A 12,647-nucleotide genomic window follows, 5' to 3' on the forward strand; every position below is an offset into this window, starting at 1 on the left:
CTGCAACATATAAGGAAGTTATAAGGAAACCCGGGAGGGAACCTAGGTGCCTGCCAACATTCGGTAACCCACACCAGTTTCCGTCAAAATAAAGTGTGGGTCTGCCGGGTTTTTCTCGATTTTCGCACGCAGCTGGCCTACATACAGGCGGGTGTATTGTGTGTACTCCAGGTACTCGGGGCCCCACACATCAGCCAGCAATTGCCGGTGGCTTACCGCCTGCCCAGCACTTCGCACCAGGCGCGCCAGCAGTTCATACTCAGTGGGCGTTAACTTAATTTCAGCACCATGCAAGGTAATTTCACGCTTCAGCAAATCAATTTTCAAACCATCACGCTGATACAACAAAGTGGCTGGCTGCGCCAAATTACCTCGGTGGCGCAAGGCGACACGAATGCGAGCCAACAACTCCCCCACGCTGAATGGCTTCACCAGATAATCATCGGCCCCTGCGTCAAGCAACTCAATTTTGCTCCCCTCGTGCGGGCGCGCCGAAATCACAATCACAGGTGCACTGCCTGCCCTGCGGGCCAGCTCCAGAAAACTTTTCCCATCGCCATCAGGCAAACCCAAATCGAGTAAATACAAATCAAACGCCTGCCCTGCAGGCTGATTCGCCAACAAGGCCTTGGCTTCTGACAAACTGGCTGCGGTGACCACTGAATGCCCTTCTGTGCTCAAGCTGTTGCGCAGGGCCTTGCCCAGCTCCCGGTCATCTTCAATCAACAAAATACGAATGCTCATGCGCCTTGTTCCTGTGCCTCAGCCAAGGGCAATGTGAATATGGCCAACACACCTTGTCTTGCAATTGCAGGTGTAGAAAAACTCAAACACCCTGCGTGAACTTGCGCCACGGCATGGCATAGCTGTAGGCCAATGCCCATGCCCCGGGATTCATCACCCTGCAATTTGTGCTGGCCTTGCATGCCTACACCACGATCAGACACCTGAAACACCACCCCACCTTGCTGTTGCAAAACATTCAGTTCAACTGAACCAGGTGCCCCCGAATGTTTGATTGCATTGTCGATCAAGTTATCCAACACCTGCTCCACCAGCACCATGTTGCAATTCAGCAGCGGCAAGCCCGAAGCAACTTTCACAGTGGGTAAATACATGGTTTTTCGTTTTCTAAGGCGTTGCAGCACAGCCGCCACCATGTCTTCCACCGATTCCAGTTGCATGGGCACCTGCACCTGTTCACCACTTAACCGTGCCAAGGTCAGTGTGTTGTCGGTCAGGCGCGCAACCTGCTGGGTTTCCTCTTGTATCAACTCGGCGTAATGCCGAATCTCGTCTTTGCTCAAGCGATCTGTCTGCTCAAGAATCGCCGAAGCGGAAGTCATGATGCTGGCCAGCGGCGTTCGCTGATCGTGCGCAATCGATGTTAAAAACAGGCTGCGGGTTTTCTGTGTTTGTGCCGATTCTCGTGCACTTTGGGCACGCAGCGCATTGTCTCGCCGATCGCAGGCCAGGCCCATCTGATCCAGCAATGCCTGCGCATCACGAACCCACAAAGCCTCGTTAAAATCAATATCACCGCCCACACACACGCACACTCCGTACGCTTTCGATTTTCCACGCATGGGCAGGTACAAGTCTTCCAAATTGTCATATCGCCCAGTGCTTTTTCCCAATGCTTTGTTCTCTTGCAAGCAAGCATCAAAGGCTTTAATTTGCGTGGCGTTCAGCGATTCAAGCTCAGAAGAAGTAAACCCCACCAACACTTGGGTAGAACCCTCAGCCAGACCAAGCAACAATTGGTGCAAATCGGAAAGCAGCTGTTGCGGATTATCAAACTCGCGCAGTTTTTCGCTCCACTGCATTAACTGCAAAGTGCGCTGCGCCTGCTGCCGTTCAAGCGCTGCAATTTGCTTTTGCCGACGCAATAAATAGGTAATCAACCACGACACACCCATCATCGTGATCAGCAAAATGCCATGCTCGTGAAGGTCAACATGAAAAGTGTGCACGGGTGGCACCATTTGGTAGTTGAACATAAGCACAGCAAGCGCGCTAAGCGCAAGTGAAAGTGACAAGGGCAACAACAGGGAATAAATCGATGAGACCAGAATAAGCACCACAGGCGCGTTGGCAAGCGTGACCCAGTCGTGGGGGTAGACCAGCACCAACATCAGGGCGGCCCACAAGGCAAGGCCCAAAGTACCGGCCAACAAAGCGGTTGATTTCATGAATTCAATTGGTCCAATAGCAGCAGAGCTTCAATGTGACGCCATGTAACGATCATCACCCGATTCTAATCGCTGCTGCAATTGAATAAGCGAATTCTTCTCAGAAAGGGTTTGTTCCGCATTTGAAAAAGTATGGCAGTGAATCAATCGGCGCAGGCACCGTAAATAGGCCACGAGCTGGGCGTGAAGGGTTATGCGTAGAACAAAGCCCAAACCACACCCCAATTAGGCTTCAACAAAACTTTGCTGCTGTGCCAAACTAAAAGCCCAACAACAAAAAGGGGTAGACCATGGCTGCAGCGCATTTTGATTTTTCCAACACATGGACAGTAATCACTGGCGGCGCCAGCGGCATTGGCCTAACCTGCGCCTTGGGTGTTGCCAAAGCTGGCGGCAATGTGGTGGTGTCGGCCAGCCGAAAACCTGAAAAAACGCAAGCTGCCTTGCTGCAAATTCAGCAAGTCAACCCCAAGATTCAGGCCAAAGCATTTCCTTGTGAAGTAGGGCAAGAAACATCGGTTGCTGCATTTTTTGAAGCCATTGCACGCGAGGGCATTGCCCTTGATCATTTGATCCACAGCGCGGGCATATCACCCAACACCGAATTTTTTGACCAAACCCAGACCGAATGGGACCAGGTTCAAAACACCAATGCCACTGGTAGCTTTTTGGTCACCAAATACGCAGCACTGCAAATGAAACACAACCCGCTGCATGGCGACTTTCGGGGGCGTATTGTATTGGTTACATCCACCAACGGTATTAACAGTTGGGACCCTGTTTCTGCCCATTACGATGCCTCCAAGGCCGCCAACAATTTGTTTGTGCGCGTGGCCGCGGAAAAATTATCCGAAGACCAAATTTGTATCAACGGCCTGGCCCCCGGCTGGATCAACACCGACTTGAACGCCACCCTGCCCCCCGATGTGCGCGAAAAAGAATCGTCAAAAATCTGGATGAAGCGCTGGGCCGAACCCGATGAAATGGCGCAATGTGCACTGCACTTGCTCACAATGCCCTACTTAATGGGGCAAGTTGTCATGGCCGATGGAGGCTATCGGTAAGCGGTGTAATGCCGCAGCGGTATACTCAACAGCATGAATGATTTACTGCTGCGCCTTAAACTGGCCGTTGAACACCCCCACGAAGACCAGGTTTCTGTGCGCTTTCTTGCCGACATGCATGGCGAGTCTGCCCACGGCGCACTGCTGCTTTTTCTGGCCGTACTCACCCTGCTGCCAATTCCCTTTTCCGGCTTTTTGTTCTCGTTTGGAATATGGTCTGTTGCCCACATGATGTGGATCAACGACAGTGGCCACGGCCTGCCTGAAAGAGTATGCCGCGTAAAATTGTCCAAAGCATCCGCAACGCGGCTCATCAAAATTCTGGGCTGGATATATACCAAAGCCGACCGCATTTGCGCCCCACGACTAGCATCGCTGAGCAGCCCCACCCACCGCGGCTGGCTGGTGCCCTTCATCGCCCTGATGGGATTCATCATTTTCCTGCCAATACCCGGCGGCAACGGCACACCCGCTATTGCACTCATTTTGATTGGCCTTGGCCTAATGGCGCGAGACGGCCTGGCAATTATTGCAGGGATTGTTACCGGGCTGGTGGGAGTTGGCGTGGTGGGATTTTTAATGTGGGTGATCGTAAAGGTGGTTTAACGAAATAGTGTTAAGTTTTGCAAGCTGCACCGATGGACTACCCAGCATGCGCTCCCCTCCTCACAGCCATACTCATTTTTGACATCTCTCGATAACGCCTCTACGCTCAATTTTTTTACTAAAACTAAACGATGAATAAATTCTGGCCTGTTCCAGAGTGGATCTCAACCTACTCTTACAAGCAAACGCCACGAAGCTTTGGCGCAAAACGGGCAAGCGGACGCACACACGCTGGTTGCGATTTATACGCACCATTAGGTTCTCCCGTGCTGGCAATAACAGCAGGCCGGGTAGTGGAGTCGCGTGATTTCTATTTAGGTACTTTTCAAGTCACAATTGACCATGGGGCACTTGGAGTGGTGCGCTATGGTGAAATATCACACGATGGAATTCCGAAGACTGGTTCCGTAGTAGAGGCAGGGCAGCAAATTGGAAAAATTGGCAACCTGGGCAAAGGCCTCCACCCTATGCTCCACATTGAACATTTTTCTGGAGCAGCAACAGGGGCAATGACCAACCCAAGAAACCCTCCCTACTCACGGCGCAGCGATCTTCAAGATTGCACGAAACTGCTCGATTCACTTCTTTGTTTACGCGACACGTCATGCAAGTAAATCCAATGTTTTTAATTGGCCTTGCTTGCGCTGTATTTACATTGGCCGCTTGCCAGAAGCCGTCAAACAAAACCGACACATCAATTTCAATATTGAGCAATGTGCAGCCCACACAATTGTTCATCGGCAGAAAGGTCGGCGACTCCGCAGAACGCTGTGTGTACGCAGTGCTGGTTAGAAATGCCTTGCAAGCCTGTCAACAACACAATTGCGATATACAGGCATTCTATTGGCCTATACAAGTCCTTAACGATAGCCAACGCGCATTGCTAGTTGCTGAGTGCTCAACGAATCAAAAACTGGGTACAGGCCATTTACTTAGCAACAAGGGGCCTACTGATGATTCTGGTATTTTAATTTTTCAGCAACAGCGCGAAGGCCAAGGCCTTTGGCAAAACATTGAACTGCCAAATGGCGACTATGGCGTACAGTTGACTACCGAAGCCGCCGAAGGCGTGTTGACTTATCAACAGGGGAGCTATAGTTGGGAAGAGAATCCTGATTAACCCAACACCAGACAAGCCCCGTGAAACCGAAAGACCAGTCAGCCAATTTAGGCACTCGTCTCAAAAGAACACGTTGAATTTTTAGCAAAATTAAAGCAGTTCCCTGAACAACAGAAAATGAGGTGTAAAAAAGTCCACAATTCCTAAATCCTAATGGCCATTCATCAAGCAGTTTTCATAAACCCATGAATCTGCTTCAAATTCCTGTTCCAGTTTGCTCAAGGTTTCAGGTGTGCAGCGCGGTGCAATTTCCATCCCGGCCCAACTAAAACCCAGTGTCGCTTTTTCAGTTTCAGTTTGAGGTACGGCCACCCAAATGCTGCCGGGTGAATTCACCATGTCCAAATTTGTACCATTCAGTTTGAATGGACTGGCCGAGGAAGGCCCCAGTGCCTCCAGAAGGGTTTGTGCATCAACAATGGCTGGGCCACCACTCAAAAATGCATCCATTGTTATCAATTCAAGTGTTCGATAGCTTGTTTCAAACCGAACTTGCTCTGCCCTGTCCAAATAGCCAGTGTAAATATGGCGAATCCCCGCAAACACCAAACCTGCTGCCATCACAATCAGCAGAAGCCCAAGCCCCAAGCCTTTCATCAAATCAGCCCGAAGGTGAAGCTTGTACGCTGGGTTGAAACGGCGGGCCATGCGCATTTTTTTAACCACACCAACAAAGTGATTTAGCAAAAGGGCCAACTGCAACACCACCAGTGTTCCAAGTACAAAACCCAACCAAGGCCATTCACCAAGCCGATCTGTTTCACCAGACACAGACGACAGTGCAAACAACATGGCAATGCCCACAGCGTATTGTGCCCAGGCACTTGCTGTCTCAAGCCTCAAGGCATGGGTACTTTTTACAAAAGCTTGAATCAGCGGGGCAGCCGATACCGCCAAACCTGCAACATGGCCAGGTAGTTGTTGGCAGTATGTTTGACACCGAGAGGCAAATTGTTCCTCATTGCCCGGTATTGCTTCATCCCAAACCACCACATGACTGAGCGGTGCAACAGCCACTCCCTTGTTGGCCAGGCGGTTTTTAAGCTGTGCAAACTCATGTTCGTTTTGAACGATGAATAAAATTCGATCTGGCTGCATGCTCACCAACACCAATTCAATTTCCTCGATCACAAACTCGGTAAGGTCACGAAGGTCGAGTACCACTCCCTTGGCATCTGCAAGAGATCGCCACAGCCTTGCCTTCCAGTCCTCTTTGGCCTCCAGGTTCAGATATTTTGAACCCGCATAGGCCAACATCATGGGTACAAGAAAAAGTGGTTTTAGAAAATGCGGTACGCGCTTTCTCGGGTCACGAATTCCAGAAAGCCTGTAACCGCGCCCCAAAACCACCTCGAGTAGTTCTCGAATTCTGTAGCTGCTTGCATCTTTCTTGAAACTTCGCAGATAGAAAATATTTGTGGTTTGCTTCGGCAAGGCCAAAGCGTACACAACGACCAAAAAGGCGGGCGCTACAAAAAGTACACCCGCTTGAATCAACAACTCTACTGTGCCTTGCGCCAAGCCGAAAACAAGCAAACCAATCCCTAGGAGCAGTTGAATTGCAATTAAAAATGCAACAACAGGGCGAAGCAAATTGAGGGGATCGGCCAAAGGCTTGGGCAAAGGATTGGGGGAAAACAGGTGCTGAACCTCTTGTTGAATTTGTGAGGCTTCTTTTTGCATGTGGATTTGCCCGAGAAGGTGTTGATGGACCTGCTGCTGGGCAATATTGAACGAGCCGAACAATTCAAGCAAGTGAATTAAGGCGACTCAAAAACAAAAAAGCCCGGGCTGTTAAACCCAGGCTTTCTTTAATTTTGGTCGGAATGAGAGGATTCGAACCTCCGACCCCTTGCACCCCATGCAAGTGCGCTACCAGGCTGCGCTACATTCCGAGAAGGCTGGATTATACATGAAACGCTCAGGCTTTCAGGGCTTCGCGCAAATTTAGCAATTGTTCTTTCAAAACTTCCCGATCGATCAAAATGGGCAGCGGCGCGTCGCCTGCCGGGCCATTTTTTTCCTGATCCAAACGGTTGCGTGCACCGTTGATGGTGAAGCCGTGTTCGTACAGCAGTTCACGAATTCTGCGAATGAACAGCACTTCGTGGTGCTGGTAGTAACGACGATTGCCACGTCGGGTAATCGACTTCAATTGCGTGAATTCTTGCTCCCAATAACGAAGCACGTGGGTTTTTACGCCGCACAGCTCGCTGACCTCACCAATGGTGAAGTAGCGCTTGGCCGGAATGGGCGGCAAGCTGGCTGTGGGTGGCGCTCCGTCTGCGTTTACGGTTTTTTGCATTGAGTAATTGGCTTGTACTTAAATAATTTAGTGAAAATTATTCAACCAAAGCTTTAAGTTTCTGGCTGGGATGAAAGGTTACCACTCTACGCGCCGCAATGGGAATCTCTTCGCCAGTTTTTGGGTTTCTACCGGGGCGTTGGGGTTTGTCACGCAGCTGGAAATTGCCAAAACCCGACAATTTCACAGAGTCGCCGCCTTCAAGCGTGGTGCGAATTTCATCGAAAAACGCATCCACGAAGTCTTTGGCTTCGCGTTTGTTCAGGCCCAGGCTATCAAACAACATTTCAGCCAATTCAGCCTTGGTCAGGGAGCCCGAGGCCAGACCATCTTCAATCAGGTCCATGCGGTCCGTGCGGGCAGTAGTTTCGTTGCTTCGGTCGTCGTTCAACACAAATTGATCCACAGTGAGTTCTACCTATTTATCAATATTTATCGCAAGCGGGCCGCACAACGCTGGCCTGCCTGGTCAATCATTTTTTTCAACAAAGGCTCGATGTCTGCGTCAGTCAGGCTGCGGTCGCTGGCCTGAAGAGTCAGCCTGAACGCCAAACTTTTCTCATTTAGATTCAGGCCCTTACCTTCTTCTTTCGGTACGAATTCATCGAAAAGGATAACCGATTTCAGCCAAGCAAGGTTGTCATCTTTCACTTCCGTGAATGCTTTTTTAAGTTGCGCAGCAGCAATATTTTGCTCTACTACAAATGCCAGGTCTCGAACCACAACTGGCTGCTTCGAAACTTCTTTGAAAGCTGGCAATTTGCGCGTATTCAAGCCATCCAGCAACAATTCGAACACAATCGGTGCCTGTGGCAAATCGTATTCCTGAGCCAACCTGGGGTGCAGTTCACCAACAAAACCAATGGGCTGTTTGTTCACCAGTACACGGGCGCTACGGCCTGGGTGCAAAGCTGGGTGCGGGTTTGCAACTTCAAACACCTCGAAATCTACCTTGCGACCGTGCAGCAGTTGTTCTACATCGCCTTTCACATCAAAAAAGTCGAGTGCGCGATTGTTGCTGGCAGCCCATTGCAATTGGTCAGCCAAGCCATACGCCAAACCACCCACTTTCCAGGTTTGTTTGAAGCCAGCTACAGTTTGTGCACCGTCTTGCACCTTGTCGTCTTTCTCGAAAACGCGGGCCACTTCAAACACACGCAGGCGGTCTACACGGTGACCCAGATTGTGTTTCAACACACCAGTCAGGCTGGCAATCAAGGTAGAGCGCATTACGCTAAGGTGGCTGGCAATCGGGTTCAACAAACGAACCGGGTTGGTGTTGGCGTTGAAATCGGCTTCCCACTGTTCGGGCGTGAAGCTGTAGCTAACTACTTCCTGGTAACCCAGCGCAGCCACTTGACGGCGAATGACATGGCGGCCAATTTTGCCTTCAGCGGCAGGCAACATTTTCAGTTTGCCCATGGGTGCGCGCAAAGGCAGGCTGTCGTAGCCCACCACACGAATCACTTCCTCGATCAGGTCTTCTTCGATGTTGATGTCGAAACGGTAGCTCGGCGGGTTGACCACATAACGCGTTTCAGCGCCCTGCCCCTCGGCGGTGAATTCAAAGCCTAGCTTGGTGAACACGTCTTTTACTTGTTCAACGGTAAATGGCATGCCAATGACCATTTCAGCGCGGGCATGGCGCAAGGTTACAGGCTTGCGCGCGGGCAGGTTCAACACCTGGTCCACCACAGGGCCAGCCTGGCCACCGCAAATTTCCAGAATCAAGGCAGTGATACGTTCAATGTGTTCTGGAATGGTTTGGAAGTCCACGCCACGTTCGAAGCGGTGTGAGGCATCCGACGAGAAATTGAATTCACGTGCACGGCCCACAATGGCGTCGGGGTGCCAAAACGCAGCTTCAACAAAGATACTGGTAGTGCCTTCATTCACCGCAGTGTGGTCACCACCCATAATGCCAGCCAGCGCTTCCGGGCCATTGGCATCGCAAATCACGCCCATGTGCGGCTTCAAGGCCACTTCCATCTCGTTCAGCAGCTTCAGCTTTTCGCCTTCGCGTGCCCAACGCACGGTGAGGTCGCCCTGCACTTTGTCCAGGTCGAACACATGGCTGGGGCGGCCCAGTTCAAGCATCACGTAGTTGGAAATATCTACCAGTGCGTTCAAGCTGCGCTGGCCTGCGCCTTCCAGGCGATCAACCATCCACTGAGGGGTTTTTGCATGGTTGTTCACACCGCGAATAACACGCCCGGCAAAGCGGCCGCAAAGTTCGGTGTTTTCCACAGTAACTTTCAACGTATCGTTGATGGTGGCGGACACGGGCACAAATGAAGGTGCATTCAAAGTTGCACCGGTCAGTGCCGCCACTTCACGGGCTACGCCCCAAACACTCAAGCAATCCGCACGGTTGGGCGTCATTTTCAGGGTGAACTTCATCTCGTTCAGGCCGAGCAGTTCACGCACATTGCCGCCCACGGGGAATTCTTCGCTCAAAATATGCAGGCCATCTACATCACTCGGTACACCCAGCTCTTTGCCAGAGCACAACATGCCACCGCTTTCAACGCCGCGCATTTTGGTGGGTTTAATTTTAAAACCACCTGGCAATTCCGCGCCGGGCAAAGCGCATGGCACCTTCAGCCCTTCGGCCACATTGGGGGCTCCGCACACAATTTGACGCACATCGCCTTCAGCCACTTGTACTTGGCACACACTTAAGCGATCCGCATCGGGGTGCTTGTCTTTTTTAAGAACCAAACCCACCACCACACCCGAAAATTCCGGGGCGAGCGGTTCCAGTTCTTCCACTTCCAAACCCGCCATGGTGAGCTTGTCGCCCAACTCTTGAGTGTTCAATGGTGTGTTGACGAGTGACTTCAACCAGGATTCTGTGAATTGCATCTTTTAATATCCAAAACTGGCTTGTTTAAACCGAATTAAACTTAATTGAATTGCTGCAGAAAACGAATGTCGTTTTCGTAGAACAGGCGCAAGTCGTTAATGCCGTAACGCAGCATGGTCAAGCGATCGGGGCCCACACCAAATGCGAATCCCGTGTAGGTTTCAGGGTCGATGCCCACGTGGCGCAATACATTGGGGTGCACTTGCCCGCAACCGGCAATTTCCAGCCACTTGCCCTTGTTGGGGCCGCTGGTAAACGCCATGTCAATTTCCGCAGAGGGTTCCGTGAACGGGAAGAACGAAGGGCGAAACCGAATGGTGATGTCGTCGGTTTCGAAAAAGGTTTTCAGGAAATCCATGAACACCGCTTTCAAATCGGCAAAGCTGACACCCTGGTCAATCCACAAACCTTCAACCTGGTGAAACATGGGCGAGTGGGTGGCATCGCTGTCCACGCGATACACACGGCCCGGCGCAATAATGCGAATGGGCGGTTTGTTGGTTTGCATGTAACGCACCTGCATGGGCGAAGTGTGCGTGCGCAGCAGGTTACCGCCAGTGCCTTCTACATAGAAGGTGTCGTGCATGGAACGCGCGGGGTGATTCTCGGGCGTGTTCAATGCAGTGAAGTTGTGAAAGTCGGTTTCAATTTCAGGACCATCGGCCAAATCAAAACCAATGGTGGTAAAAATTTCTTCAATGCGTTCAAGTGTGTGCATGGCTGGATGCAAACCGCCAGTTCCACGCATGCGGCCTGGCTTGGTGACATCGATTGCCTGCGCATGCAACTTGGCTTGCATGGCGGAATCGGCCAGCGCCTGGCGCTTGGCATTCAACACAGCTTCAACCTGCTGTTTCAATTGATTGATTTCCGCGCCACGGGTTTTCTTTTCTTCGGGCGACAGCGCAGCCATGCCTTTGAGCAGCTCGGTAACTTTGCCTTGCTTGCCCAAAAACTGGGCCTTGATGTTTTCAAGACTGGCTGGGTCTGTTGCCGAGGACATGGCCTGTTCGGCCTCGGTAAGAATGGCTAAAAGCGAAGCATCCATGGGTATTGGGTCGATTCTTTTTGAGATTGGAACGGCTTTGAGTAGAGCCCTGAATTGTACCGCCTGAAAACAAAAACGGAGCCCGAGAGCTCCGTTTTGTTTAGTCTTTTCGCCAACTTAAGTGAAAAACCTCAGGGGCTACACTTGTGACAAATATTTGACTTGGCTGGTGAATTAAGCCTGCGCTGCGCGCACTTGACCCACGATGGCAGCAAACGCTGCTTTGTCGGTCACTGCCAGGTCAGCCAATACCTTGCGGTCAAGGCCAATGGCAGCTTTCTTCAAGCCATTGATAAACACGCTGTAGGTCATGCCGTGTTCACGCACTGCGGCGTTGATTCGGGTGATCCACAGGGCGCGGAATACGCGCTTCTTGTTGCGACGGTCACGGTATGCGTACTGACCAGCACGCATTACCGCTTGCTTGGCAACGCGGAATACATTGTTACGACGACCGCGGAAGCCTTTGGCTTGGGCGATTACTTTTTTGTGACGGGCGCGAGCCGTTACACCACGTTTTACTCTAGGCATTTGTCACTCCTCCCGGTTATGCGTAAGGCATCATGTCGCGCACGCGACCGATGTCTGATTTGTGAATCGTTTCCATGCCGCGCAGTTGACGCTTGCTTTTGGTCGTTTTCTTGGTGAGGATGTGGCGCTTAAAGGCGTGGCCACGCTTGATCGATCCGCTTGAACGGACCAAGAAACGCTTTGCGGCGCTCTTTTTGGTCTTCATCTTGGGCATCTTGGTGCTCCTGTACATGCTTGCAGGTGGCTTCGACGAAGCACTTTTCTGACCTGGTGGGCAATTTGTTGCTTTGTGGTTTTACGCACAATGCAGCAAGCCCGCGATTATAACGCGGGTTTGCTGTTCTGGGCAATACTTTTGGAAAACTTCAGGCTCTCAGTGCTTACTTCTTGCGAGGAGCAATCATCATGACCATTTGGCGACCTTCCATCTTGGGCATTTGCTCGACAACGCCGATCTCATCGAGATCGGTGCGAACACGCTCCAAAAGGCGGGCCCCAATGTCCTGGTGAGCCATTTCGCGTCCGCGAAAGCGCAAGGTAACCTTGCACTTGTCGCCGTCTTCCAGAAAACGGGTCAAATTACGCAACTTCACGTTGTAATCGCCGTCGTCTGTTCCCGGGCGGAACTTGATTTCCTTGATTTGAACTTGTTTTTGCTTGGACTTGGCTTCCGCGGCTTTCTTTTGCTCTTGGTAGCGGAACTTGCCGTAATCCATCAGCTTGGCCACCGGGGGCACTGCCTGAGGCGCAATTTCCACCAAATCCACACCGCCTTCTTCAGCCATACGCAGGGCGTCTGGTGTTTTAACGATGCCTAACTGCTCACCCTCAATTCCAATGAGGCGCACTTCGGGGATACGGATTTCCTCGTTAATGCGATTTTTCTTTTCTGCTACGATGTCTAGCCTCTTTCTT

General features: G+C 51.3%; 14 protein-coding genes and 1 tRNA gene. 4 read left to right on the top strand and 11 right to left on the bottom strand.

Annotated features, from left to right (window positions below):
* Positions 1-42: 42 nt before the first annotated feature.
* The gene (locus B4C79_RS12690) at positions 43-744 is read right to left on the bottom strand and encodes a response regulator (protein ID WP_291739473.1); all 702 of its coding nucleotides are present in this window, start codon (positions 742-744) and stop codon (positions 43-45) included.
* Positions 741-2,192, bottom strand: coding sequence for an ATP-binding protein (locus B4C79_RS12695; RefSeq protein ID WP_291739472.1), 1,452 nt, complete (start codon positions 2,190-2,192; stop codon positions 741-743). The genes B4C79_RS12690 and B4C79_RS12695 overlap by 4 nt, the downstream gene beginning before the upstream one ends.
* Before the next feature lie 290 nt (positions 2,193-2,482).
* Between B4C79_RS12695 and B4C79_RS12700 the strand changes: the two genes are divergently transcribed.
* The 4 genes from B4C79_RS12700 (at position 2,483) to B4C79_RS12715 (ending at position 4,982) form a co-directional block, all read left to right on the top strand.
* A complete protein-coding gene (locus B4C79_RS12700) occupies positions 2,483-3,256 on the top strand; it encodes an SDR family NAD(P)-dependent oxidoreductase (protein ID WP_291739471.1) in 774 nt (257 codons plus the stop codon).
* Between the two features lie 33 nt (positions 3,257-3,289).
* Positions 3,290-3,862 carry an exopolysaccharide biosynthesis protein gene (locus tag B4C79_RS12705; RefSeq protein ID WP_171098729.1) on the top strand — a complete coding sequence of 191 codons (573 nt, stop codon included), beginning with the start codon at positions 3,290-3,292 and terminating at the stop codon, positions 3,860-3,862.
* Between the two features lie 131 nt (positions 3,863-3,993).
* A complete protein-coding gene (locus B4C79_RS12710) occupies positions 3,994-4,476 on the top strand; it encodes a M23 family metallopeptidase (protein ID WP_291752103.1) in 483 nt (160 codons plus the stop codon).
* On the top strand, positions 4,467-4,982 hold the full coding sequence (locus B4C79_RS12715) for a hypothetical protein (protein WP_291752105.1): 516 nt from the start codon (positions 4,467-4,469) through the stop codon (positions 4,980-4,982). The genes B4C79_RS12710 and B4C79_RS12715 overlap by 10 nt, the downstream gene beginning before the upstream one ends.
* A 150-nt stretch (positions 4,983-5,132) precedes the next feature.
* On the opposite strand, the gene B4C79_RS12720 is transcribed toward B4C79_RS12715, so the two are convergent.
* The 9 genes from B4C79_RS12720 to infC all read right to left on the bottom strand — a co-directional run bounded on the left by B4C79_RS12720 (position 5,133) and on the right by infC (position 12,631).
* On the bottom strand, positions 5,133-6,665 hold the full coding sequence (locus B4C79_RS12720; RefSeq protein WP_291752107.1) for a hypothetical protein: 1,533 nt from the start codon (positions 6,663-6,665) through the stop codon (positions 5,133-5,135).
* Positions 6,666-6,800: 135 nt separating this feature from the next.
* Positions 6,801-6,877 (bottom strand) — tRNA-Pro (locus tag B4C79_RS12725).
* A 26-nt stretch (positions 6,878-6,903) separates the two neighbouring features.
* Positions 6,904-7,287 (bottom strand): MerR family transcriptional regulator, encoded by a 384-nt coding sequence (locus B4C79_RS12730; protein WP_008249966.1) that lies wholly within the window; start codon positions 7,285-7,287, stop codon positions 6,904-6,906.
* 37 nt (positions 7,288-7,324) lie between these two features.
* Positions 7,325-7,633 (bottom strand): integration host factor subunit alpha, encoded by a 309-nt coding sequence (locus tag B4C79_RS12735; RefSeq protein ID WP_335618416.1) that lies wholly within the window; start codon positions 7,631-7,633, stop codon positions 7,325-7,327.
* 86 nt (positions 7,634-7,719) lie between these two features.
* Positions 7,720-10,152 carry a phenylalanine--tRNA ligase subunit beta gene (gene pheT, locus B4C79_RS12740; protein ID WP_291742172.1) on the bottom strand — a complete coding sequence of 811 codons (2,433 nt, stop codon included), beginning with the start codon at positions 10,150-10,152 and terminating at the stop codon, positions 7,720-7,722.
* Positions 10,153-10,193: 41 nt separating this feature from the next.
* Positions 10,194-11,156 carry a phenylalanine--tRNA ligase subunit alpha gene (pheS, locus tag B4C79_RS12745; RefSeq protein WP_371832434.1) on the bottom strand — a complete coding sequence of 321 codons (963 nt, stop codon included), beginning with the start codon at positions 11,154-11,156 and terminating at the stop codon, positions 10,194-10,196.
* Between the two features lie 219 nt (positions 11,157-11,375).
* Positions 11,376-11,732: a 50S ribosomal protein L20 gene (rplT, locus tag B4C79_RS12750; protein ID WP_008249959.1), complete on the bottom strand. Its 357-nt coding sequence runs from the start codon at positions 11,730-11,732 to the stop codon at positions 11,376-11,378.
* Positions 11,733-11,748: 16 nt separating this feature from the next.
* Positions 11,749-11,946 (bottom strand): 50S ribosomal protein L35, encoded by a 198-nt coding sequence (gene rpmI, locus B4C79_RS12755; protein WP_105029855.1) that lies wholly within the window; start codon positions 11,944-11,946, stop codon positions 11,749-11,751.
* A gap of 166 nt (positions 11,947-12,112) precedes the next feature.
* Complete coding sequence (infC, locus tag B4C79_RS12760) at positions 12,113-12,631, bottom strand: translation initiation factor IF-3 (RefSeq protein WP_105028882.1); 519 nt, start codon at positions 12,629-12,631, stop codon at positions 12,113-12,115.
* Positions 12,632-12,647: the final 16 nt, after the last annotated feature.

Origin of the sequence: Limnobacter sp. UBA7229, assembly GCF_002473065.1 — a bacterium.
Lineage (GTDB): Bacteria > Pseudomonadota > Gammaproteobacteria > Burkholderiales > Burkholderiaceae_B > Limnobacter > Limnobacter profundi.

Coding starts and splice junctions, on each gene's coding strand:
- B4C79_RS12690 (WP_291739473.1), bottom strand. CDS start 744: ATGAGCATTCGTATTTTGTTGATTGAAGATGACCGGGAGCTGGGCAAG.
- B4C79_RS12695 (WP_291739472.1), bottom strand. CDS start 2,192: ATGAAATCAACCGCTTTGTTGGCCGGTACTTTGGGCCTTGCCTTGTGG.
- B4C79_RS12700 (WP_291739471.1), top strand. CDS start 2,483: ATGGCTGCAGCGCATTTTGATTTTTCCAACACATGGACAGTAATCACT.
- B4C79_RS12705 (WP_171098729.1), top strand. CDS start 3,290: ATGAATGATTTACTGCTGCGCCTTAAACTGGCCGTTGAACACCCCCAC.
- B4C79_RS12710 (WP_291752103.1), top strand. CDS start 3,994: ATGAATAAATTCTGGCCTGTTCCAGAGTGGATCTCAACCTACTCTTAC.
- B4C79_RS12715 (WP_291752105.1), top strand. CDS start 4,467: ATGCAAGTAAATCCAATGTTTTTAATTGGCCTTGCTTGCGCTGTATTT.
- B4C79_RS12720 (WP_291752107.1), bottom strand. CDS start 6,665: ATGCAAAAAGAAGCCTCACAAATTCAACAAGAGGTTCAGCACCTGTTT.
- B4C79_RS12730 (WP_008249966.1), bottom strand. CDS start 7,287: ATGCAAAAAACCGTAAACGCAGACGGAGCGCCACCCACAGCCAGCTTG.
- B4C79_RS12735 (WP_335618416.1), bottom strand. CDS start 7,633: ATGGACCTGATTGAAGATGGTCTGGCCTCGGGCTCCCTGACCAAGGCT.
- pheT (WP_291742172.1), bottom strand. CDS start 10,152: ATGCAATTCACAGAATCCTGGTTGAAGTCACTCGTCAACACACCATTG.
- pheS (WP_371832434.1), bottom strand. CDS start 11,156: ATGTCCTCGGCAACAGACCCAGCCAGTCTTGAAAACATCAAGGCCCAG.
- rplT (WP_008249959.1), bottom strand. CDS start 11,732: ATGCCTAGAGTAAAACGTGGTGTAACGGCTCGCGCCCGTCACAAAAAA.
- rpmI (WP_105029855.1), bottom strand. CDS start 11,946: ATGCCCAAGATGAAGACCAAAAAGAGCGCCGCAAAGCGTTTCTTGGTC.